The sequence below is a fragment of the Micromonospora sp. NPDC092111 genome (genome assembly GCF_044755745.1).
In the GTDB taxonomy this organism is placed as follows: Bacteria; Actinomycetota; Actinomycetes; order Mycobacteriales; family Micromonosporaceae; genus Micromonospora.
This window is the reverse complement of record NZ_JBIVRQ010000026.1, coordinates 23,472-46,768: the sequence shown is the minus strand read 5'-3', so window position 1 is coordinate 46,768 and position 23,297 is coordinate 23,472. Positions and strand designations below refer to the sequence as shown.

Below are 23,297 nucleotides of genomic sequence, written 5' to 3'. Positions count from 1 at the left end.
GCGCCCCGCGCCCCGCGCCCCGCGCCCCGCGCCCCGCGCCCCGCGCCCCGCGCCCCGCGCCCCGCGCCCCGCGCCCCGCGCCAAGATCGTGCTACTTCCAAGAAGTAGTGGCATCCGACACACCGCGAGGCCACTACTTCCACGATCGAGCGCGATCTTGCGACCGACCGACCGGCGAACCCACCGCCGCGCGGGCGGACACCGCGCCGGGCAGGCACCGCGCGGGGCAGGCACCGCGCGGGGCAGGCCACCCCGCCGGGCGGGCCACCCCGCAGACAGGCCCCCGCGCAGCCCAGGCCACCCGCAGACGGGCCCACACGCAGGCAGGCCACCGCGCAGGCAGGCGGCGCGGGCGGGGAGTCAGCGGACGACGCGGCCACGGAGGATGATGCGGGTGGGGGCGCGGACCACCCGGAGGTCGCGTCGGGGGTCCTCGGGGTAGACCACCAGGTCGGCCAGGCCACCCTCGACCAGGCCGGGGAAGCCGAGCCACTGGCGGGCGCGCCAGGAGGCGGCGGCGAGGACGTCCACGGCGGGCATGCCGGCCTGTTCGTGCAGCAGCAGCATCTCCTCGGCGGCCAGCCCGTGGTCGATGCCGCCGCCCGCGTCGGTGCCCACGTAGATCGGCACCCCGGCCTCGTGCGCGGCGCGGACCACCTCGGGGAAGCCGTCGCGCAGGGCGAGCATGTGGTCGGCGTACCCGGGGAACCTCGCGCGGGCCTGGGCGGCGATGCCACCGAAGGTCCGGATGTTGATCATTGTGGGGACCAGTGCGGTGCCCTGCCGGGCCATCAGGTCGATCAGGTCGAGGCTCAGGCCGGTGCCGTGCTCCACCGAGTCGACCCCGGCCCGCACCATGATGTCCACGGCCGACTCGCTGAAGGTGTGTACCGCCGCGCGTGCCCCGACGGCGTGCGCGGCGGCGACGGCGGCGGTCATCGTGTCGGCGTCCCAGGCCGGCGCGAGGTCGCCGACGCCCCGGTCGATCCAGTCGCCGACCAGTTTGACCCAGCCGTTGCCGGCGGCGGCCTGCGCGGCGACCGTGGCGGCGACCTCGGCCGCGTCGACCTCCACGCCGATGTCGCGCAGGTAGCGCTTCGGCGGGGCCACGTGCCGGCCCGCGCGGGCCAGTCGCGGCAGCTCGGCCTCGTCGTCCAACTCCGGGTACGGGTACGGCGAGCCGGCGTCGCGGATGGCGAGCACCCCGGCGTCCCGGTCGGTACGGGCCAGTTCGCGGGCCTGGTCCAGCGAGGTGATCGGGGCGCCGCCCCGGGCGATGCCGAGGTGGCAGTGGGCGTCGACCAGGCCGGGCAGCACGAAGCCGCCGTCGGCCACGGTCTGCGCGCCGGGCACCGGGGCGAAGGTCACCCGGTCACCGTCGAGCCAGAAGTCCCGGACCTCGTCGTCGGGCAGGAGCACACCGCGCACATGCAGAGCCATGTGCACAGTCCTACCGGATCACCACCGGGCGTGGACGGGCAGGTGTGGTCAGCGGGGCCGGTTGTCGCCCTTGCCGAGCTTGTTGAAATCGATCTTGGGGAGCTTGAAGCCCGGCGGCAGCCCCTGACCGCCGGCCAGGTCAGCCGGGTCCATCCCCGGCGGGAGCTGCGGCATGCCGCCCGGGAAGCCGCCCGGCAGCCCGGCGCCCGCACCGCCGCGTGGCCGGTTGCCGCCCTTGGTGCCCTTGCGCTTGTTCTTCGGCGACTTGGTCGCCTTGCGCCGGCCGCCGGGCAGGCCCATCATGCCGCCCATCTGCTTCATCATCTTCTGCGCGTCGGCGAAGCGGTTGAGGAGCTGGTTGACGTCCATGACGGTGACGCCGGAGCCGGTGGCGATACGGGCCCGGCGGGACCCGTTGATGATCTTCGGATTGGTCCGCTCGGCCGGGGTCATCGACCGGATGATCGCGGTGACCCGGTCGAAGTGCTTGTCGTCCAGCTCGCCGAGCTGGTCCTTCATCTGCCCCATGCCGGGCATCATGGCCAGCACGTTGGCGATCGGGCCCATCCGCCGGACCGCGATGAGCTGGTCGAGGAAGTCCTCCAGGGTGAACCGCTCACCGCCCATCAGCTTGGCGGTCATCTTCTCCTTCTGATCGGTGTCGAAGGCCGCCTCGGCCTGCTCGATCAGAGTGAGGACGTCGCCCATGCCGAGGATCCGGCTGGCCATCCGGTCGGGGTGGAAGACGTCGAAGTCCTCCAGCTTCTCGCCGGTGGAGGCGAAGAGGATCGGCTGCCCGGTGACCTCCCGGACCGACAGCGCGGCACCGCCACGGGCGTCGCCGTCGAGCTTGGACAGCACCACACCGGTGATGCCGACCCCGTCGCGGAACGCCTCGGCGGTGCGGACGGCGTCCTGACCCACCATGGCGTCGATGACGAAGATGACCTCGTCCGGGTCGACCGCGTCGCGGATGTCGGCGGCCTGCCGCATCATTTCGGCGTCGATGCCGAGCCGGCCGGCGGTGTCGACGATGACGATGTCCCGGGCGGCCCGCTTCGCGTGCTCGATCGAGGCGCGGGCGACCTGCACCGGGTCGCCGGTGCCGTTGCCGGGCTCCGGGGCGTACACCTCGACGCCGGCGCGCCCGCCGAGCACCTGGAGCTGCCCGACGGCGTTGGGACGCTGGAGGTCGGCGGCGACCAGCAGCGGCTGGTGGCCCTGGGCCTTGAGCCAGCGGGCGAGCTTGCCGGCCAGCGTGGTCTTGCCGGAGCCCTGGAGGCCGGCCAGCATGATCACGGTGGGCGGCTGCTTGGCGAACTGGAGCCGCCGGCCCTCGCCACCGAGGACGTTGACCAGCTCCTCGTTGACGATCTTGACGATCTGCTGGGCCGGGTTGAGCGCCTGGGAGACCTCCGCGCTGCGGGCCCGCTCCTTGACGTTCGCGATGAAGCCCTTGACCACCGGCAGCGCGACGTCCGCCTCCAGCAGCGCCATGCGGATCTCGCGCGCGGTGGCGTCGATGTCGGCGTCGGTGAGCCGTCCCTTGCCGCGGAGCTTGGTGAAGATCCCGGACAGGCGGTCACTCAAGGTGTCAAACACGCGAACATCCCGTTTGTCGTTTTCCGGCGGGCACAACGCGGCCGGGCAGGAGTCCAGCCACCGCTAGGGTAGCCCGCCACCCGCCACCGCGCTCCGGCCCGGCCACCCCGGGGCGAACCCCCGTTCCACGACGAGATCAGGCGACCAGGCCCGACTGGTACGCGAAGACCACGAGCTGGGCCCGGTCCCGCGCGCCCAGCTTCACCATCGCCCGGCTGACGTGGGTACGCGCGGTGGCCGGGCTGACCACCAGCCGGCCGGCGATCTCGGTGTTGCTCAGCCCCTCGCCGACCAGCCCCAGCACCTCCCGCTCCCGCTCGGTGAGCGCGGCGAGCCGGGGATGCGGGCGGGCCACCCGGGCCGGGCGGGCCGCGAACTCCCGGACCACCCGGCGGGTCACCGACGGCGACAGCAGCGCCTCCCCCTCGGCGACGAGCCGGATCGCCCGTAGCAGCTCGGCCGGCGGGGTGTCCTTGGTCAGGAAGCCGCTGGCCCCGTGCCGCAGCGCGTCGAAGACGTACTCGTCCAGCTCGAAGGTGGTCAGCACGACGACCCGGGTGCCGGCCAGCACCGGGTCGGCGACGATCCTGCGGGTCGCCTCGATCCCGTCCACCCCGGGCATCCGGACGTCCATCAGCACCACGTCCGGGCGGACGGCGCGGGCCAGCTCCACCGCCCGCAGCCCGTCGGCGGCCTCCCCCGCCACGGTCAGGTCGTCCTCGCTCTCGACCAGGGCGCGCAGCCCGATCCGGATCAGGTCCTGGTCGTCGGCGAGCAGCACCGAGATCATGTGGCCTCCTCGACCGGCAGCGTGACGGACACCCGGAACCCGCCGCCGTCCCCCGGGCCGGCCCGGAAGGACCCGCCGAGCACGGCCACCCGCTCCCGCATGCCGGCCAGGCCGTGCCCGCCCGGCCCCGGGGGCGGGTGCGGTGCCGGGCCCCGCCCGGTGTCGGTCACCTCGACGGTGACCGCGTCCGGACGGTAGTCGACCCGGACGGTCGCGGCGGCCCGCCCGGCGTGCCGCAGCACGTTGGTCAACGACTCCTGCACCGCCCGGTAGGCGGTGAGGTCGACCGCCACCGGCAGCGTCCGCACCTCGCCGGTGACCTCGACGGCGACCGGCAGCCCGGCGCCGGCCATCCGGTCGCGCAGCGCGGGAAGCTGGTCCAGGCCGGGCACCGGCGTCCGCCCCGCCCCCGCCTCGCCCCGCCGGACGACGGTCAGGGTGACCCGCAGCTCGTCCAGGGCCTCCTTGCTGGTGCGGCTGATCGCGGCCAACGCCGCCCCGGCCTGCTCCGGCCGCTTCGCCAGCAGGTGCAGCGCGATCTCCGCCTGCATGTGGATCGCGGCCAGGCCGTGCCCCACCACGTCGTGCACCTCCCGGGCGACGCGCAGCCGCTCGGCGTCGGCGAGCTGACGGGCCTCGTCGGCGCGGGTGCGGGTGGCGCTCTCGCGGAGCAGCCGGACGGTGGTGCCGACCGCGAAGGGCACCACCACCCAGGCCGCCACCGGCATCACCCCGAGCAGGCCCCACTGCCGGGCCCCGACGAGGCCGCTGAGCAGCAGTAGGGCCAGCGCGCCGCCGCAGGCCGCCGTGGCGGGCCGCGACGGCCGGTAGGCGGCGACCGTGTAGACCGCGACGGAGAGCGCGACCAGGATCGGCCCGTACGGGTAGCCGAGCAGCAGGTAGGCGGTGTTGGCCGAGGTGGTGGCGGCGAGCGTCGCCAGCGGCCACCGGCGACGTACCGCCAGCGCCAGCGCGGCCACCGCCACCAGGGCGTACGTCCCGCCGGTGGCGGTGACGCCGGCGTTGCCCGCGGCGCCCCTGGTGCCGACCAGCCCGAACGCGAGCAGCCCGAGGGCGAGCAGGGCGTCACCCGCCCCGTCGCGCCACTGCCGGTCGCCCGCCTCCATGCCGTCATTCTGCGCCCGTTCCGGCCGGCGGTCGTGCCACCGCAGGCGACGACGTGGCTACGCCCGTCGACGTACGACGGCTCAGACGGCGGCCAGCACCGCCGCCTCCAGCCGGGCCCGTTCGGCGTCGTCGGGCCAGCCGCCGACCAGGTAGAACGCGTCCACCACGTCACCGCCCAGGGTGGAGATGCGGGCCGCCCGGACCTGGGCACCGGCCTCGTCCAGGGCGCAGGTGACCCGGTAGAGCAGCCCGGCCGCGTCGGCGGCGCGCAGCTCCAGCAGGACCGCGTCGGTGGCCGCCTCCCGGTGCCACACCACCCGGGGTGCGGCCCCCTCGCTCCGGGCCGCGAGGGCCCGGCCGCGCAGCCGCTGGGTGACCGAGACGTCGCCGTTGACCGCGCGACGCAGGTCGGCGCTGAGCGCGATCGGGTCGGGGGCGAGCCCGTAGCGGGGCTGGACCCGGCACTCGACCAGGGCCCGGCCGTCGACTGTCGAGGCGTCCGCGGCGAGCACCTCCAGCCGGTGCAGGGCGAGGCAGCCGGCCACGGTGGCGAGCAGGCCACGCCGGTCCGCGGCGGCCACCGAGACGGTGTCCTCGGTCAGGTGGACGACCGGCAGCGGCCCGGCCACCAGCGCCGGATCGGGGGCGGGCGGGGCGGGCAGCGCGCCGGTGTCCAGCGCGGTACGTACCCGGGACACCAACTCGGCGACGAGCCGCCCCTTCCAGTCCGACCAGGCGGCCGGGCCGGTGGCGGCGGCGTCGGCGCGGACCAGGGCGTGCAGCAGGTCCAGTGTGCCGGTGTCGCCGACCTTCTCGGCCACCCCGGCGATGGTCTTCGGGTCGGACAGGTCCCGGCGGGTGGCCACGTCGGGCAGGAGCAGGTGCAGCCGGACCAGCGTGCCGATCAGCGCAGCCTCCGGTGCGGGCAGCCCGATCCGGCCGGCCACCGCCGCGGCCAGCGGGGCGCCGACGATGCTGTGGTCGGCGGCGGGCTCGTGCCGACCGGCCCGGCCGGTGGCGCCCGCGCCGGGCAGCCCCTTGCCGATGTCGTGCAGGAACGCGCCGAGCAGCAGCAGGTCGGGTCGGTCCACCTCGCGGGTGTGCCGGCTCGCCTCGTACGCGGTCTGCACCAGGTGCCGGTCGAGGGTGAACCGGTGCACCGGGTTGTGCTGGGGCAGGCTGCGCAGCCGGGTCCACTCGGGCAGCCAGCCGTCGATCAGGCCGTACCGGTCGCAGGTCTCCCAGGCGGGCACCAGGCCGGGACCGGCGCCGAGCAGGGTGATCAGCGCGGACCGGGCGGCCGGTGGCCAGGGCGCGGGCAGCGGCGGGCAGTAGGCGGCCAGCCACTCGCAGGTGGCCCGGGCGATCGGCAGCCGGGTGGTGGCCGCGGCGGCGGCGATCCGCACCGACAGGCTCGGGTCGGGTCGGGCGCCGATGGCGGTACGGGCCAGCACCAGCTCACCGTCGTGCTCGACGACGTCCCGGGCGACCGGGCGGCGCAGTGGCCGGCCGTCGGCGCCCCGGCGGCGGCCGGAGCGGAGCCGGTCGGCGGCCCGCCAGGCGTCGTCGAGGGCGTGGCTGACGGTCCGGGCGTCGCCGGCCACCCGGCGCAGCAGGGCGTCGCCGTCGCCGTCGTCGGCGGGGCCGCCCGCTCGCGGCGCGGCCTCGGACCGGTCGGAAGGTAGCTGCCGCAGCGGCGCGGCGGCGGATCCGCCGGGCGGGAGCTGCCGCAGGCCGAGCAGGGCGGCGACGCCGTCGCGTTCCTGGGCGACCAGCCGGTCGACCCGGCGGCCCACCTGCTGGTGCAGGGCGTCCCGGGTGTCCAGCAGGCGCAGGTGGGCGGCCCGGACGGCGGGGCGCAGCGCGTCGGTGATCCCGGCGGTGGCGATGGCCCGCAGGATGCCCACGTCGCGCAGCCCGCCGGCCGCCTCCTTGAGGTCGCCTTCGAGCAGGAAGGCCAGCTCACCGTGGGTGTGCCAGCGGGCCTCGGTGATCTCCCGCAGCGCGGGGAGCTGGCGGACGGCGGTACGCCGCCAGTGGTCGGTGGCGGTACGGGTGAGGGTGTCGGCGAGCCCCCGGTCACCGGCGACGAACCGGGCGTCGAGCAGGGCGAGGGCGACCTTGACGTCGTCCTGGGCGACCGACAGCGCCTCGGCGAGGGTACGCACCGAGTGGTCGAGCCGGACCCCGGCGTCCCAGATCGGGTACCACAGCGAGGCGGCCAGTTCGTCCACCCCCGCCACCCCGGCGTGCAGCAGGACGAGATCGAGGTCGCCGTACGGCGCGCACTGCCGACGCCCGAGCCCGCCCACGGCGACCAGCGCGATGCCCTCCCGCCCCGGCAGCAGCGCGGAGAGCCACCCGTCGAACGCCGCCGCCCGCCCCCGCCGAGCCCCCTCGCCGATTCCCCCGGGAACCCCGACGACCTCGTTGATCAAGAGGTTTGCGTCACCGTGGTCGGCGCTGTCCGACGCATTCCTCTTGATCAACGAGGTCATCTGGGCGTTCCTCCTACAGGGCGTCGAGACCACGCTCGCCGGTGCGGACCCGGACGACCTCTTCGACGGCGGTCACCCAGACCTTTCCGTCGCCGATCTTCCCGGTCCGGGCGGCGGCCACGATGGCGTCGACGACCTTGTCGACGTCCATCTCGTCGGTGAGCACCTCGACCCGGATCTTGGGCAGGAACTCGACCGTGTACTCGGCACCCCGGTAGACCTCGGTGTGCCCCTTCTGCCGACCGTACCCCTGGACCTCGCTGACGGTCAGGCCAGCCACGCCGAGGGCGTGCAGGGCCTCCTTCACCGCGTCCAGTTGGTACGGCTTGATGACCGCGGTCACCAGCTTCATGTCCAAGCCCTCCATTCTCCGAACGTTAACCGGCGACCTTCTCGTCCACCGGCGCGGCGGCCGGTTCGGTGGCCTCCGGGGAGGCCGGCTTCGTGCCGCCCGGGGTGATCCCGGCCAGCGCGAACGCCCCACCACCGGCGCCGCCGGTGCTCGGGGACAGGTCGTAGCCGCTCTCCGCGTGCTCGGTGATGTCGATGCCCTCGACCTCGTCCTCGGCCTTGACCCGGAAGCCGATGGTCTTCTCGATGGCGAAGGCGAGCACCCAGGCGACCCCGAACGACCACACGGTGACGATCAGGCCGGCGAGGGCCTGGCGGCCGAGCTGGGTCACCCCGCCACCGTAGAACAGGCCGTCGGAGGCGCCGACCACGTCGCTGATCGCGGCGTTGACCGAGTTGGTGGCGAACAGGCCGAGCCAGAGCGAGCCGATCCAGCCGCCGACGAAGTGCACGCCGACCACGTCGAGCGAGTCGTCGTAGCCGAGCTTGTACTTGAGGCTGATGGCGAGCGCGCAGGCCACCCCGGCGACGATGCCGAGCAGGACCGCCGCCCAGGGGGCGATGAAGCCGCAGGCCGGGGTGATGGCGACCAGACCCGCGACGGCGCCGGACGAGGCACCGACCATGGTCGGCTTCTTGTCCTTGACCCACTCGACCGCGATCCAGCCGAGCACCGCCGCGGCCGTGGCGAGCTGGGTGTTGATGAAGGCGAGGCCGGCGACCGAGTCGACCGTCAGCTCCGAGCCGGCGTTGAACCCGAACCAGCCGAACCAGAGCAGGCCGGCGCCGAGGGCGACCAGCGGGATGCTGTGCGGCTTCATGCCCTCCCGGGGCCAGCCGAGCCGCTTGCCGAGCACCAGGGCGAGGGCGAGGGCCGCCGCCCCGGCGTTGATGTGCACCGCGGTGCCACCGGCGAAGTCGAGCGCGTGGATCTTGCCGCCGATGATGCCGCCGCCCCACACCCAGTGGGCGACCGGGAAGTAGACCAGGGTGGCCCAGCCGAAGGCGAAGAGCAGCCAGCCGGCGAACTTGGCCCGGTCGGAGACGGCGCCGCTGATCAGCGCGACGGTGATCACCGCGAAGACCATCTGGAACGCCATGAAGACGTACAGCGGGACGCCGATGCCGCTGGGGTTGTCCGCCGTGGCCCCCCACAGGTCGGTCTCGGCCAGGAAGGTCTTGGTGCCCAGGTACGCACCGGGGTCGCCCCAGAAACCGTTGACGTCGGTTCCGAAGGCGATGCTGAATCCGTAGAACCACCACAGAACAGAGATGAGCCCGATGGCGGAGAAGCTCATCATCATCATGTTGAGCACGCCCTTGGCCCGGTTGAGGCCGCCGTAGAACAGCGCCAGTCCCGGGGTCATGAGCAGCACGAGAGCGGTCGAAACCAGCAGCCAAACGGTATTGCCGCCGTCGATCGTCGGTGCTTCAGGCACGCTGGCCTCCTAAAGGTGAAGTTCCCTCCTTCGCGGCTTCCGGGGCAGCGTCGCCCGTACGCCGGTTGCGCGGAAGCTTGGTCGGCGGCTGTTTCCTGTACCGACACCGCTCGATTTCCGACGCGTGACGGGTTGTTTCCGGCGTGTGAAGAACGCCGATCTTGAGAATCGGAAATGGAAAGAGTGGCCGATCCTCTCCGAACGGCCACTCTTTCGCCCGATGCGCGCTCAGCGCAGGGCGTGCTCCAGGGCGTGCCGCTCGTAGTCGAGCAGGCGCAGGTCGCGCATCGGACGCCGGAGGTGGCCCTTGTGCACGATCCGGACGAACGCCGGCTCACCCGCGGCGGCCATCCGGCGGATGCCCTCCACGTGGTCGACGATCCGCTTGCGGATGGTCCGGATCAGCCGGTGCCGGTCCCGGGGGATCAGCCCGTACGCGTCGGCGAAGAGCCGCAGCCGGCGGGGCCGGTCCGGACGTCGCCAGCCCAGCGTGATCGAGTCCCGGTCGGCGAAGACCGGCACCCAGGTCCAGGCCGCGTACGCCACGTCGTAGATCCGGGCACCGGGCGAGGCGAGGTCGAAGTCGATCAGCCCGAGGGTGCCGTCCGGCCGCCAGATGACGTTGTGCGGGGCGGCGTCGTGGTGGCAGATCACCTCGGTGTCCGGCGGTGGCGGCCCGAACGAGCGCCAGACCGCGCCGGGCGACGGGGCGAAGCCGTACTGGGCGTCGTGGAACATCCGCAGCATGGTGGCCACGGTCACCAGCGCCTCGTCGGTGACCCAGTGCGGGGCCAGCGGGTACTCCCCGCACTCCCCCTCCAGGTACGACAGCACCTCCCGGTTGCGCTCGTCCATGCCCAGCGCCCGGGGCGCGCCGGTGAACCCGACGTACTCCAGATGGCGCAGGAGGGCGTGCACCGAGGGGGTCCACGGGCCGGCGTTGCGCCGGACGGTGTCGCCGACCCGTACCACGGTGCTCACGTTCCCGCCGTGCAGCGGGATCTCCTGCGAAGTCACGTACGGTCTCCCGAGGCCCGGTGCCGCGTGGCGGGGATCACGCCACCCGACGTACCCGCGATCGTCGTTCGTCACTGCGAGGTTACGCGTCCTTCGCGAGCGGCTCGGTGCCGAGCAGCGCGTCGACGAACTGCGCCGGGTCGAACGGGGCCAGGTCGTCCGCGCCCTCGCCGAGGCCGACCAGCTTGACCGGGATGCCGAGCTTGCGCTGGACGGCGATCACGATGCCGCCCTTGGCCGTCCCGTCGAGCTTGGTCAGCACCACCCCGGTGACGTTGACCACCTCGGTGAAGACCCGGGCCTGCTCCAGCCCGTTCTGGCCGGTGGTGGCGTCGAGGATCAGCAGTGTCTCGTCGATCGGGCCGTGCTTCTCCACCACCCGCTTGACCTTGCCCAGCTCGTCCATCAGGCCGATCTTGTTCTGCAACCGGCCGGCGGTGTCGATGAGCACGGTGTCGGTGCCGGCGTCGATGCCCCGGCGGACCGCGTCGAAGGCGACGCTGGCCGGGTCGGCGCCCTCGGGGCCACGGACCGTCTCGGCGCCCACCCGGCCGCCCCAGGTTTCGAGCTGGTCGGCGGCGGCGGCCCGGAAGGTGTCGGCCGCGCCGAGGGTGACCGAGCGCCCGTCGGCCACCAGCACCCGGGCGATCTTGCCGCAGGTGGTGGTCTTGCCGGCGCCGTTGACGCCGACCACCAGCAGCACCGCCGGCACGCCGTCCTTTCCGGCGGTACGCAGCGACCGGTCCAGGCTCGGGTCGAGGGCGTTGACCAGCTCGGCGGCGAGCAGGTCGCGCAGCTCGCCGGCGGAGCGGGTGCCCAGCACCCGGGTCCGCTCGCGGAGCCGGTCGACGATCTCCCGGGTGGCGTCGACGCCGACGTCGGCGGTGATCAGGCTGTCCTCGATCTCCTCCCAGGCGTCCTCGTCGAGGTGGTCCCGGCTGAGCAGGCCGAGCAGGCCCTTGCCGAAGGCGTTCTGCGAACGGGACAGCCGGGAGCGCAGCCGCACCAGCCGGCCGGCGGTCGGTTCGGGGACCTCCAGCGCGGGGGCCTCGACCACCGGCGGCTCGACCAGGACACCGGTGGACAACTCCGACTCCGGCGCCTCGACGGGCGGCCCGGCGAGGTCCTCCTCGGTCCTGGTGTCGACCTCGGTCTCCGGCAGCGGCGGCTGGGGACGCCGGCGCAGCCGGGGCACCAGCAGGCCGAGGCCGCCGAGGATCAGCACACCGAGCAGGGCCAGTGCGACGAGGAGGTAATCCGTCATGCCGAAATCCTGTCAGATGCCGGCGGCGGCGTCCCACTCACCGCCTCCGCACCGTGGCGAGCTGCGGGTACGCTCGCCGCTGCCAGGGGTGGCTCCCCCGCCCACGGGGTAGCAAAGGTGAATCGTTCTCTCCTCGGAGGTGCCACCATGACGGACCCGCGCCTGCTCATCGGCCCGCTGCTGCGCCGGGTCGTCGGCACGCGGGCCACGGTGTGGGTGGAGACCAGCGGGCCCGCCGTGGTCACCGTCCGCACGGCCGACGGGGCGTCCGGCACCGCGCCGACCTTCGCCGCGTACGACCACCACTACGCGCTGGTGGTGGTCGAGGGGCTCACCCCGGACCACGCCGCCAGCTACGAGGTGCTGGTCGACGACGAGGTCGTCTGGCCGGTGGCGGGCAGCGGCTTCCCGCCCAGCGTGATCCGTACCCGGGCCGACGACGACCGGGACCAGCCGGTGAAGCTGATCTTCGGGTCGTGCCGGGAGACCACCCAGCATGCCACCACCCGGAAGCTGCCCCCGGACGCGCTGGACGCGTACGCCCGGCGGCTGATGGCCACGCCCGACCCGGACGACCTGCCCGACCTGCTGGTGCTGCTCGGCGACCAGGTCTACGCCGACGTCACCTCGCCCACCGTGCGGCGGCTGCTCAAGCGCCGCCGGCGGCGACCGAAGGACGCCCCGGCCGACCAGGTGGTCAGCTTCGACGAGTACACCAAGCTCTACCTGGAGTCGTGGCGCGACCCGGAGATCCGCTGGCTGCTCTCCACCGTGCCGAGCGTGATGATCTTCGACGACCACGAGGTGATCGACGACTGGAACACCTCGAAGGCGTGGCGGGCCGATATGCGCGGGCAGCCCTGGTGGTCCGAGCGGATCCGCAGCGGCCTGGCCTCCTACTGGGTCTACCAGCACCTGGGCAACCTGGCTCCGGCCGAGATCGCCGACGACCCGCTCTACGCCAAGGTGGTCGCCGCCGAGGACGCCACCGACGTGCTGCGCGAGTTCGGCGAGCGGGTCGACAAGGAGGCCGACGAGGCGCACGACACCGAGCGCTGGCGGGCGGTGCAGTACCAGTGGAGCTACGCGCTGGACCTGGGCCGGACCCGGCTGGTGATGCTGGACAACCGGTGCAGCCGGGTGCTCGAACCGGGCAGCCGGGCGATGCTCCCCGCCGGCGAGTGGTCCTGGTTCCTGGACCGGGCGCACGGCGTCTACGACCACCTGGTGGTCGGTGCCTCGCTGCCCTGGCTGTTGCCGCCGGGAATCCACCACGTGGAGGCGTGGAACGAGCGGCTGGCCGACTCCCGCCGGCCGTGGGTGGCCGGGTTCGCCGAGCGGCTGCGCCGGGCGCTGGACCTGGAGCACTGGGCCTCGTTCCGCCGTTCCTTCGACGCCCTCGGCGCGCTCTTCGCCCGGCTGGGCAGCGGCGATCCGGGCAACCCCGGGGACCGGGTCGGGGCCGGGCCGGCGTACCCGGCGCCGGCCTCGATCAGCGTGCTCTCCGGGGACGTGCACCACTCGTACGTGGCCCGGGCCCGGTTCGACGATCCGGGGGTACGCACCCCGGTCCACCAGCTCACCTGTTCGCCGATCCACAACCAGGTGCCGGCGGCGATGCGCCCGCTGATGCGGCTGGGCTGGAATCCGGGACCGGCCGCCGCCACCCGGGCGCTGGCCCGCTCCGCCGGGGTACGCCGTCCCACGGTGCGCTGGAAGAAGCTGGCCGGCCCGTACTTCGGCAACGCGGTGAGCACCCTGCGGCACACCGGCCGGGACGCCGAGGTGTTGATCGAGGGCACCACCAGCGACGGTCACCTGCGCGAGGTGGCCCGTCAGCGACTCTCCTCTGCGGACTGAGGCCGTACCCTCGGTGCCGTGGACGACGATCACCGACCGGAGACGCTGCGCGCGTTGGAGCACGAACTGACCGCGCTGCTGCGCCGTGGCCGGGCACTGTCCATGGAGATCGCCCGCGAGGTGCACCCGAACCTGGAGCCGAACGCGTACGGCCTGCTGCTCTGGGTGCGCCGGTCCGGTCCGATCCGGCTCACCGACCTGGCCACCCTGCTGGGCATCGGCAAGGGCACGTTGAGCCGGCAGATCCAGGGCCTGGAGGTGCTGGGCCTGGTCCGCCGCGATCCGGATCCGGCCGACCGGCGGGCCGCCCAGCTCTGCCTGACCGAGGAGGGCACCCGGCGCTTCGACGCGGCCCGGACGGCCCGGATGGAACAGATGCGGCGTTCGATGGAGAACTGGCCGAAACGGGACGTCGAGGACTTCGCCCGGCTGATGCACCGGTTCAACGAGACGTTCTGAGCACCCCGCGGGAACCGGTCCGGCCCGGGTCGGAATAGAGCCGCGTCACGTCAGGTTGTTGCTTGAGGCAACAAACGCTTACGGTTGCCCGAGGCAACCCTTTCCCGACTCCCACCCGGAGGCAGCCACGATGACCCAGGCGACAGCGCCCACCAGGGCGACCGCCGTCGAGATGACCCACCGGCAGATCCTGGAGGCCCTCTCCGGACTGCTGCTGGGCATGTTCGTCGCGATCCTCTCCTCCACGGTCGTCTCCAACGCGCTGCCGCGGATCATCACCGAGTTGAAGGGCGGCCAGTCCGCCTACACCTGGGTGGTCACCTCGACGCTGCTGGCGACCACCGCGACCACCCCGATCTGGGGCAAGCTCGCCGACCTGACCAGCAAGAAGATCCTGGTCCAACTCTCCCTCACGATCTTCGTGCTGGGCTCGGTGCTGGCCGGCCTGTCCCAGTCCACCGGGCAGCTCATCGCCTGCCGGGTGCTCCAGGGCGTCGGCGCCGGCGGTCTCACCGCCCTGGCCCAGGTGATCATGGCCACGATGATCGCGCCGCGCGAACGCGGTCGCTACAGCGGCTACCTCGGCGCGGTGATGGCCGTCGGCACCATCGGCGGCCCGCTCATCGGCGGCGTGATCGTCGACACCTCCTGGCTCGGCTGGCGCTGGTGCTTCTACGTCGGCGTGCCGTTCGCCATCGCCGCCCTGGTGGTGCTCCAGAAGACCCTGCGACTGCCGGTGGTCACGCGCCCGGCGAAGATCGACTGGTGGGGCGCCACCCTGATCACCGCCGCCGTCTCGCTGCTGCTGATCTGGGTCACCCTGGCCGGCGACAAGTACGACTGGATCTCCTGGCAGTCCGCCGTCATGGTGGCCGGCGCGGTCCTGCTCGGCCTGCTCGCCGTCCGGGTGGAGAACCGGGCCAGCGAGCCGATGATCCCGCCCCGGCTGTTCCGCAACCGCACCATCACCCTCGCCGTGGTCGCCAGCATCGCGGTCGGCGTGGGCATGTTCGGCGCCTCGGTCTTCCTCGGCCAGTACTTCCAGATCAGCCGGGGCGAGAGCCCGACCATGTCCGGCCTGATGACCCTGCCGATGATCCTCGGCCTGCTGGTCTCCTCCACCGTCGTCGGCCGGATCATCACCAACACCGGCCGGTGGAAGCGGTACCTGGTCGCCGGCTCGGCCCTGCTCACCGTCGGCTTCGCGCTGATGGGCACGCTCCGCTACGACACCCCGTACTGGCAGCTCAGCGTCTACATGGCACTGATCGGCGTCGGGGTGGGCATGACCATGCAGAACCTCGTCCTCGCCGTGCAGAACACCGTCGGCGTGCACGAGCTGGGCGCGGCCAGCTCGGTGGTCGCCTTCTTCCGCAGCCTCGGCGGCGCGATCGGCGTCTCCGCGCTCGGCGCGGTCCTCGGCCACCGGGTCAAGGACTACATCGCCGACGGCCTGACCGGGCTGGGCCTCCCGAGCGCCGGCTCGGGCAGCGGCGGCGCCCTGCCCAACGTGCACACCCTGCCGGGGCCGATCCGCACCGTGGTGGAGAGCGCCTACGGACACGGCGCCGGGGACATCTTCCTGGCCGCCGCCCCGTTCGGGCTGATCGCCCTGATCGCGGTCATCTTCATCAAGGAGGTGCCACTGCGCCGGCACAACGGGGACGCCCTGACCGACGCCGTCGAGCAGGAGTCCACCGTCGCGGCCGGCGGCGGGGCGGCGGTGGTCCGTACCGGGACCCGGGACTGACCCGATGGACACCCCGGTCGACCGCGAGGAGTACGGCCCGCGGGCCCGCCCGCTGACGTTCGAGCGGGGCACCGACGGACCCCGGGTCGTGCTGGTCGGCGTCGACGGCACCCGGACCTCGCTGCGCGCCGCCTCGTACGCGGCGGGGTTGGCCCGCCGGCAGGGCGCCGGGCTGGTGGTGGTCTTCGTCAGCTCACCGGCCGCCTACGCCACGCTGATGTCCGGTGTGGTGGCCGGCGCGGTCCAGCAGACCCACGACGAGCTCGCCGCCGAGCTGCGCCGGGAGTGCCGGCGTGGGGCCGAGGAGCTGGGCCTGCCGGTGACGTTCCTGTGCCGGCGCGGCGACGCGTACACCGAACTCCGCGCGGCGGCCGACGAGTGCCGCGCGGACCTGGTCGTGGTGGGGTCGTCCGAGCAGGCCGGGCACCGCCTGGTCGGCTCGGTCGCCAGCCGGCTGGTCCGCACCGGCCGCTGGCCGGTCGTCGTCGTCCCCTGACCGGCCCCACCCGGCCCCTCGTCGCCCGATAACCGCTCGCCGGTGTCGGACCCGACCGCGAGGATGTCCGGATGACGTGGACAGCCCCGGAGATCACCCGGACCCGAGAACTCACCGTCGGCGACGAGCGGGCCATGCTGGAGAGCTGGCTCGACTTCCACCGGCAGACCCTGCTGCGCAAGTGCGCCGGGCTGACCGCCGGGCAGTTGCGCACGCCGAGCGTCGAGCCGTCCGGGCTGACCCTGCTCGGCCTGGTACGTCACCTCGCCGAGGTGGAGGCCTGGTGGTTCCGGGAGAACTTCGCCGGTGAGCAGGTCGACTACCCGTACTTCACCCCGCAGACGCCCGACGCCGACCACGACGTCAGCGCCGCCGACGCCGAGGCCGACTTCGCCACCTGGCACCGGGAGGTCGCGCTGGCCCGCCGGGCCGTGGCCGGTCGCTCCCTCGACGAGACGTTCACCGAGGTCGGGCCGAAGAAGCGCACCTTCAACCTGCGCTGGGTGTACGTCCACCTGATCGAGGAGTACGCCCGGCACAACGGCCACGCCGACCTGATCCGGGAACGCATCGACGGCGTCACCGGCTTGTGACCGTCCCGCCGGGCGTCAGTACGCCAGCGCCGCCCGCAGGTAGCGCAGCCCCTCCGGCCCGCTCCACCGGTACGCGGACAGCCCGGCCACCCGGGCGCCCCGGACAGCCCAGTCCTCGTCGTCGACGAAGAGCACCCGCGCGGGCGGGGTCTCCAGCGCCGAGCAGGCCGCCTGGAAGTACTCCTTCGCCGGCTTGTGCACCCCGACGACCGAGGAGTTGACCACCACGTCCAGCTCGCCGACCAGGCCCAGCGCGGTGAGGTCGGTGTCGAGCAGGTCGGTCGCGTTGGTGCCGAGCCCGACCCGCACCCCACCGGCCCGCGCCTCGCGGACGAACGCCAGCACCTCGGGGTCGACCTCGCCCCGGTAGCGCTGCCACTGCTGCACCGCCGCCCGGGCCCGATCCGGGCCGACCGACTCGGTCAGCGCGTCGGCCACGCTGGACACCCAGTCGGCGTGGCTGATCCGGCCGGTCAGCACCGGCTGGAGCCGCCCCCACTGCATGGCGATCTCGCCGAGCACGCCCTCGGCGAGGCCGTACTCCCGCTCCACCCCGGCGGCCACCGCCGGGTCCCAGCGGCGCAGCACGCCGTCGAAGTCGAGCAGGAGCGCCGTCGCGCGTTCCCGAGCCACTACTGATTCTCCTCGCCGCGGCCAGGCCGCTCGTCGTCGGCCCGGTTGAGCCGTTGGCTGATCACCTGGGTGACCCCGCTGCGCATGGTCACGCCGTAGAGCGCGTCGGCGATCTCCATGGTCCGCTTCTGGTGGGTGATGACGATCAACTGGCTCTTCTCCCGCAGTTGTGCCAGCAGGGTGATCAACCGGCCCAGGTTGACGTCGTCGAGGGCCGCCTCCACCTCGTCCATGATGTAGAACGGGCTGGGGCGGGCCCGGAAGATCGCCACCAGCATCGCCACCGCGGTCAGCGACCGCTCCCCGCCGGAGAGCAGCGACAGCCGCTTGATCTTCTTGCCCGGCGGCCGGGCCTCCACCTCCACGCCGGTGGTGAGCAGGTCCGCCGGATCGGTGAGGATGAGCCGGCCCTCGCCGCCGGGGAAGAGCACGGTGAAGACCTGCTCGAACTCCCGGGCGGTGTCGGCGAACGCGCTGGCGAAGACCTCCAGGATCCGCTCGTCGACGTCCTTGACCACGGTGAGCAGGTCCCGCCGGGTCGCCTTGAGGTCCTCAAGCTGCTCGGAGAGGAACTTGTAGCGCTCCTCCAGCGCGGCGAACTCCTCCAGCGCCAGCGGGTTGACCTTGCCGAGCAGGGCCAGTTCCCGTTCCGCCTTGGCCGCCCGCTTCTCCTGCACCGGCCGCTCGTAACGGACCGGCTCGGGCACCGGCAGGCCGTCGCGTTCGGCCGCCGCGACGTCCACCTGGGTGGGCGGGACGGGCTGGTCCGGGCCGTACTCGGCGACCAGGGTCACCACGTCCAGGCCGAAGTCCTCGGCGGCCTTCGCCTCCAACTGCTCGATGCGCAGCCGCTGCTCGGCGCGGGCCACCTCGTCCCGGTGCACCTGGCCGGTCAGCCGCTCCAGCTCGGCGCCGAGCCGCTTCGCCGCGCCGCGTACCTCCTGGAGTTCGGCCTCCCGGGCGGCGCGCTGGCGGGCCACCGCGTCGCGGTGCTCCTCGGCCGCCGCGATCGACGCGGTGAGCCGGCTCAGCGCCTCCCGCGCGCCGCCGACCACGGCCCGGGCGATCCCCGCGCCCCGGGTCCGGGCCGCCCGCCGGGCGGCGGCCCGCTCGCGGGCGGCCCGCTCGGCACCGGCCTGCCGGGCCAGCGAGTCGGCCCGGCCGGCGATCGAGGAGACCCGCTCCTCGGCGGTACGCACCGCCAGCCGGACCTCCATCTCGTTCTGCCGGGCCCGGGGCACCGTCGCGGCGAGCTGGTCCCGCTCCTCGGTGGAGGGTTCCGCGTCGATCGGGGTGTCCTCGGCCAGCCGCAGCCGCTCTGCCAGCTCGGCGAGGGCGGTCAGGTCCCGTTCCCGGGCCGCCTCGGCGCGGGACCGGCTCTCGCCCAGCCGGTCGGTCTCCGCCTTCGCCGACCGGGCCGCCGCGCCCAGCTCGGCGAGCCGGCGGGCGGCGGCGTTGCGGTGGCTCTCCGCCTCCCGCCTGGCGGCGGCGGCGTGCTGCACGGCCTCCTTGGCGGCGGCCACCTCGGCGCGCGCGTCGACGAGCTGTTCGCGCAGCTCGGCACCGGTCCGCTCGGCGGTGAGCCGGTTCGCCCGCGCCTCCTCGACGGCCGCCTGCACCTCGATGAAGCTGGGTGCCTTGGCCGACCCGCCGGCCGCCGCGTACGCCCCGACCACGTCCCCGTCCGGGGTGACCGCCCGCAGCTCCGGGTTCCCGGCGACCAGCTCGGACGCGGCGGCGAGGTCGTCGACCAGCACCACGTCGCGCAGCGCCCGGTGCACCGCCGGCCGGATCTCGGCGGCGCACTCCACCAGGTCCGGGGCCCACCGGGCGGTGTCCGGCAGCTTGGGGCGCAGCGCCTCGGCGGGACCGGTCATGCCGGGGCCGGCGGGGCTGCCGACCAGCAGGCCGGCCCGGCCGGCGTCGGAGATCTTCAACAGTCGCATCGCCTCGACGGCCTCGTCCACCCCGCTGACCGCGACGGCGTCGGCGAGCCCGCCGAGCGCCGCGGCGAGTGCCGCCTCGTGGCCGCCGGCGACGGTGAGCAGCCCGGCCAGGCTGCCCAGCAGTCCGGGCACCTCGCCGGCGCGGGCGAGCAGGGCACCCGCGCCGTCCTTGCGGCGCAGGCCGATGGCGAGCGCCTCCTCGCGGGCCTTCCAGGTCGCGGCGTCCTTCTCGGCGGCCCGCTCGGCGTCGGCGAGGGTCCGGACGGCGGCCTGCGCCTGCTCCTGGACGGCGACCGCCTCGGCGTGCCGGGCGTCGAGTTCGGCGTTGTCCCGGTCGGCCTCGGTGGACTGTTCGGCCACCGCGTCCAGCTCGGCCTGGGCCTGCTCGGCCCGGCCCAGGGCGTCGGTGTGCGCGGCGGCGAGCCGTTCGATCTCCTCGCCGGCGCTGGTGGTCCGGGCCCGGGCCGAGTTGACCTGCCCGGTCAGCTTGGCCAGCCCCTCCCGCCGGTCGGCGATCGCCTTGGCGGCGGCGACCAGCTCCCGCTCGGCGGCGGCGAGCTGGCGTTCCAGCTCCTGCCGGTACTCGACCGCCTCGGCGAGCCGGATCTGGTCGTCGGTGAGCGCCGCGCGCAGCTCCTCCTCCTGCTCGCGGACCTGCTGCGACTCGGCGTCGAGCTGGTCGGGGTCCCGACCGGGACGCTCGTCCTCCGGGGTGGCGCTGAGGTGGCGCAACCGCTCGCGGGCAAGCTGCTCGATGGAGCGGAACCGCTCGGCGAGGGCGGAGAGCTTGTACCAGGTGTCCTGGGCGGCGGCGAGCAGGGGCGCGTCCTCGGCCAGGGCCGCCTCCAGCTCGCCGAGGCGGCCCTGGACCTCGGTGTGCTCCGCCTCCACCTGCTCGCGCCGGTCGCGCAGCGCGGTCTCGTCGGCGATCTCCCGGTCCAGGGTGGCGCGCAGGGTGTGCAGGTCGTCGGCGAGCAGCCGCAGCCGGGCGTCACGCAGGTTGGCCTGGATGGCGGCGGCCCGGCGGGCCACCTCGGCCTGCCGGCCCAGCGGCTTGAGCTGGCGGCGCAACTCGGCGGTGAGGTCGGTGAGCCGGTTCAGGTTGGTCTGCATCGCGTCGAGCTTCCGCAGCGCCTTCTCCTTGCGCTTGCGGTGCTTGAGGACGCCGGCGGCCTCCTCGATGAACGCCCGCCGGTCCTCCGGCTTGGCGTGCAGCATGCCGTCGAGTCGGCCCTGGCCGACGATGATGTGCATCTCCCGGCCGATGCCGGAGTCCGACAGCAGTTCCTGGATGTCGAGCAGCCGGCAGGAGTCGCCGTTGATCTCGTACTCGCTCTCGCCGGACCGGAACATCCGGCGGGTGATGGAGACCTCGGTGTACTCGATCGGCAGCGCGCCGTCGGTGTTGTCGATGGTGAGGGTGACCTCGGCCCGGCCCAGCGGCGCCCGCCCGGCGGTGCCGGCGAAGATGACGTCCTCCATCTTGCCGCCCCGCAGCGCCTTCGCGCCCTGCTCGCCCAGCACCCAGGCGATGGCGTCGACGACGTTGGACTTGCCGGAGCCGTTCGGGCCGACCACGCAGGTGATCCCGGGCTCCAGCTTGAGCGTCGTGGCGGAGGCGAAGGACTTGAACCCCTTCACCGTCAGGCTCTTGAGATGCACCTTCTCGATCCTCGTCCGGTGGCCGCCGTACCGTCGCGGGCTGCGCGGACCTGGTCAACCCGCAGACTAACCCGTCGGTGGCGGCCGGCCGGCACGCGACCCGCCCCGCACCGGGGCCGGAGCGGCGACGGAGCGGGCGCAATGGTGCCGGTACCCCGACCGGGTCGGGTACGGACGGCGGCACCCAAGATCGTTAAATTGCGGTGCCGAATTGCGCGGGAGACAGAGCTGCGCGCCGGCACGAAAGTGTCGGCGCGCTTTTTCGCGGTGGTGCTGTTCAGTTATTTCTTTGTGTACCCGGAGATCAGGTGAGCGCCGGCTCGGCCAGTCGGAGGAGATCGTCCGCCTCCGCCGCAGCCGCCGCGAGCCGATCGTTGTCGGCACGCAGACGCGTGATCTCGAACTCCAGTGCCTGAACCCTGGCACGAAGTCGGGTGACCTCGTCGAGCAGACGCCGGTCGGGCGCTGCACCTACGTGGCCGTAGAGGGCCTTCGCCATGCTGACTCCTTGATATGCGCTGCCGGAAAAGCCGGCCAACGCGCGCCCATTCGTGTTCGCGACTACTACCACACCACCGAAATCCGGGCATGGCTGGGCGCGACTGGCGACACCTATATATTGAGCGAAAACCCCTCGTTCGTCAAGTTCTCGCAGGCCGTAGATCATCTTCACGTCTGCCCAGTCACTTGCCGAGGGGGCCGCAAGGCTCGGACACGCTCTGTCCGGACTCCTTGACTCTACGCCGGGTTTTACGGGTATGGTCAGCCTGGAGACCCGTCTCGCCTTAACTCTTCCTTAGCCACATTGCCGCTGGTCCCGGCCCCGCCGTAGCGTCACCCCGGCCCGCAACCGACCCGTGGAGGGGACAGGCGTGTACGGCTGGACCGACCCGAACGACCCGGACGGCGCATACCGGCGGCCGGAACCGCCGGCGGACGAGCCGGGCTGGCTGACCGACCGCCCCGAGCCCCGCTCCGCCTACCTCTTCGGCGACGAGCCGGCGCAGCCGGGCGACGCGTGGACCGACGCCCCGACCGGGCGCATCGCGGCCACGCCGGACGACCGTTGGACCGACACCCCGACCGGGCACCTCCAGGCCACGCCGCACGACGACCGCTGGACCGACACCCCGACCGACCACGGGGCCGGGCCGCACGACCAGCGGACCGAACCGGGCGGGCAGTGGGCCGGGCCGCACGACCAGTGGGCCGACGCTGGTGGTCAGTGGGCCGACACCCCGACCCGGCACCGGGCCGCCGACCCGACCGGGCACTGGCAGCACGAACCAACCGGGCGGTGGCAGGGCGAACAGGCCGGCGGATGGGTCGCCGAGCCGGCCGGGCAGTGGAGCGACGAACCCGCCGCGCAGTGGACCGACGAGCCGGCCGGGCAATGGAGCAACGAACCCGCCGGGCAGTGGACCGACGAGCCGGCCGGGTACCGGCCGTACCCGGCCGCCGCCGCGCCGGTCGACCAGCCGGCCGACCGGGACGTCACCGCCCTCGCCCCGGCGATCGCGTACCCCGGCGCCGCGCACCGGGGTACGGACCGGGCCGGGTCGCGCCGGCCCCGCCGCCGGCTGCCGCGCCCGCTGCTCGTCGGCGGAGCCGCCGCGGCGGCCACCCTGGTGGTCAGCCTCGGTGCCGGAGCCCTGCTGTTCCCGGGTGACGACGGGCGGGCCGACCAGGCATCCTTCGACGACACCGTGGCCGCCGCCCCGGCGGTGCCGGGCACCACGACGAGCACGGACGGCCTGGCCTCCCCCACCGCCGCCCCGAGCCCGTCGGTGTCCCCGAGCCCGTCGCCGAGCCGGACCGCCACGCCGAGCCCCACCCCGAAGCGGACCCAGGCGGCGTCCCGGCAGAGCACCCGGGCCAGCAGCGCCCCCACCCCCGGTGCGACCAGCACCAAGTCCTCGGTGAATCCCGGCGCGGGCAGCCAGGCCCAGCAGGTCGTCGACCTGGTCAACGCGGAGCGGGCGAAGGCCGGCTGCGGCGCCCTGGCGGTCGACGACAAGCTGATGCTCGCCGCCCAGCGGCACAGCCAGGACCAGGCCGACCACCAGACCATGACGCACACCGGCAGCGACGGCAGCGACGCCGGCGCGCGGCTGGACCGGGTCGGCTACTCCTGGCGTACCTATGGCGAGAACGTCGCCTGGAACCAGCAGACCCCGGCCGCGGTGATGGACGCCTGGATGAACAGCCCCGGCCACCGGGCCAACATCCTCAACTGCGCGTTCACCGAGATCGGCGTCGGCGTGGCGAGCAGCAACGGGCCGTACTGGACGCAGGACTTCGCCGCCCCCCGCTGAGCGGGGACGGGTCCGCCCCCGGTGACGACGTGGCCGCGTCGTCACCGGGGGGTG

At 73.8% G+C, this 23,297-nt stretch carries 18 protein-coding genes; 6 read left to right on the top strand and 12 right to left on the bottom strand.

The window, feature by feature from the left end:
• Nucleotides 1-360 precede the first annotated feature (360 nt).
• The 9 genes from ACIQG9_RS28465 to ftsY form a co-directional block, all read right to left on the bottom strand.
• A complete protein-coding gene (locus ACIQG9_RS28465) occupies nt 361-1,440 on the bottom strand; it encodes an amidohydrolase family protein (RefSeq protein WP_400408174.1) in 1,080 nt (359 codons plus the stop codon).
• Between the two features lie 48 nt (nt 1,441-1,488).
• Nucleotides 1,489-3,042 carry a signal recognition particle protein gene (gene ffh, locus ACIQG9_RS28460; RefSeq protein ID WP_400408172.1) on the bottom strand — a complete coding sequence of 518 codons (1,554 nt, stop codon included), beginning with the start codon at nt 3,040-3,042 and terminating at the stop codon, nt 1,489-1,491.
• A 136-nt stretch (nt 3,043-3,178) separates the two neighbouring features.
• The gene (locus ACIQG9_RS28455; RefSeq protein ID WP_400408170.1) at nt 3,179-3,832 is read right to left on the bottom strand and encodes a response regulator; all 654 of its coding nucleotides are present in this window, start codon (nt 3,830-3,832) and stop codon (nt 3,179-3,181) included.
• Nucleotides 3,829-4,959 carry a sensor histidine kinase gene (locus tag ACIQG9_RS28450; protein WP_400408169.1) on the bottom strand — a complete coding sequence of 377 codons (1,131 nt, stop codon included), beginning with the start codon at nt 4,957-4,959 and terminating at the stop codon, nt 3,829-3,831. Before ACIQG9_RS28450 ends, ACIQG9_RS28455 begins: the two co-directional genes overlap by 4 nt.
• Before the next feature lie 81 nt (nt 4,960-5,040).
• On the bottom strand, nt 5,041-7,398 hold the full coding sequence (locus ACIQG9_RS28445) for a [protein-PII] uridylyltransferase (protein WP_400408177.1): 2,358 nt from the start codon (nt 7,396-7,398) through the stop codon (nt 5,041-5,043).
• Between the two features lie 73 nt (nt 7,399-7,471).
• A complete protein-coding gene (locus tag ACIQG9_RS28440) occupies nt 7,472-7,810 on the bottom strand; it encodes a P-II family nitrogen regulator (protein ID WP_400408176.1) in 339 nt (112 codons plus the stop codon).
• Between the two features lie 25 nt (nt 7,811-7,835).
• Nucleotides 7,836-9,248: an ammonium transporter gene (locus ACIQG9_RS28435; protein ID WP_400408167.1), complete on the bottom strand. Its 1,413-nt coding sequence runs from the start codon at nt 9,246-9,248 to the stop codon at nt 7,836-7,838.
• A gap of 228 nt (nt 9,249-9,476) precedes the next feature.
• On the bottom strand, nt 9,477-10,340 hold the full coding sequence (locus ACIQG9_RS28430) for an aminoglycoside phosphotransferase family protein (protein ID WP_400408166.1): 864 nt from the start codon (nt 10,338-10,340) through the stop codon (nt 9,477-9,479).
• Between the two features lie 7 nt (nt 10,341-10,347).
• On the bottom strand, nt 10,348-11,529 hold the full coding sequence (gene ftsY, locus ACIQG9_RS28425; protein ID WP_400408164.1) for a signal recognition particle-docking protein FtsY: 1,182 nt from the start codon (nt 11,527-11,529) through the stop codon (nt 10,348-10,350).
• Between the two features lie 147 nt (nt 11,530-11,676).
• Between ftsY and ACIQG9_RS28420 the strand changes: the two genes are divergently transcribed.
• The 5 genes from ACIQG9_RS28420 (at nt 11,677) to ACIQG9_RS28400 (ending at nt 16,687) form a co-directional block, all read left to right on the top strand.
• Complete coding sequence (locus ACIQG9_RS28420) at nt 11,677-13,389, top strand: alkaline phosphatase D family protein (RefSeq protein ID WP_400408162.1); 1,713 nt, start codon at nt 11,677-11,679, stop codon at nt 13,387-13,389.
• Nucleotides 13,390-13,407: 18 nt separating this feature from the next.
• Nucleotides 13,408-13,848, top strand: a complete 441-nt coding sequence (locus ACIQG9_RS28415) for a MarR family winged helix-turn-helix transcriptional regulator (protein WP_400408160.1) — start codon at nt 13,408-13,410, stop codon at nt 13,846-13,848.
• A gap of 130 nt (nt 13,849-13,978) precedes the next feature.
• Nucleotides 13,979-15,598: an MDR family MFS transporter gene (locus ACIQG9_RS28410; protein WP_400408158.1), complete on the top strand. Its 1,620-nt coding sequence runs from the start codon at nt 13,979-13,981 to the stop codon at nt 15,596-15,598.
• A 4-nt stretch (nt 15,599-15,602) separates the two neighbouring features.
• Nucleotides 15,603-16,094 (top strand): universal stress protein, encoded by a 492-nt coding sequence (locus tag ACIQG9_RS28405; RefSeq protein WP_400408156.1) that lies wholly within the window; start codon nt 15,603-15,605, stop codon nt 16,092-16,094.
• Between the two features lie 71 nt (nt 16,095-16,165).
• Nucleotides 16,166-16,687 (top strand): DinB family protein, encoded by a 522-nt coding sequence (locus ACIQG9_RS28400; RefSeq protein ID WP_400408154.1) that lies wholly within the window; start codon nt 16,166-16,168, stop codon nt 16,685-16,687.
• 15 nt (nt 16,688-16,702) lie between these two features.
• Here the strand turns inward: ACIQG9_RS28400 and ACIQG9_RS28395 are convergent, their stop codons facing one another.
• The 3 genes from ACIQG9_RS28395 to ACIQG9_RS28385 all read right to left on the bottom strand — a co-directional run bounded on the left by ACIQG9_RS28395 (nt 16,703) and on the right by ACIQG9_RS28385 (nt 21,427).
• A complete protein-coding gene (locus tag ACIQG9_RS28395) occupies nt 16,703-17,320 on the bottom strand; it encodes an HAD family hydrolase (RefSeq protein WP_400408152.1) in 618 nt (205 codons plus the stop codon).
• Entirely contained in the window at nt 17,320-20,928 is a 3,609-nt protein-coding gene (smc, locus tag ACIQG9_RS28390) for a chromosome segregation protein SMC (protein ID WP_400408150.1), read from the bottom strand. The genes ACIQG9_RS28395 and smc overlap by 1 nt, the downstream gene beginning before the upstream one ends.
• Before the next feature lie 304 nt (nt 20,929-21,232).
• Complete coding sequence (locus tag ACIQG9_RS28385; RefSeq protein WP_007456482.1) at nt 21,233-21,427, bottom strand: hypothetical protein; 195 nt, start codon at nt 21,425-21,427, stop codon at nt 21,233-21,235.
• 373 nt (nt 21,428-21,800) lie between these two features.
• On the opposite strand from ACIQG9_RS28385, the gene ACIQG9_RS28380 reads away from it, so the two are divergent.
• Nucleotides 21,801-23,243 (top strand): CAP domain-containing protein, encoded by a 1,443-nt coding sequence (locus ACIQG9_RS28380; RefSeq protein ID WP_400408148.1) that lies wholly within the window; start codon nt 21,801-21,803, stop codon nt 23,241-23,243.
• Nucleotides 23,244-23,297: the final 54 nt, after the last annotated feature.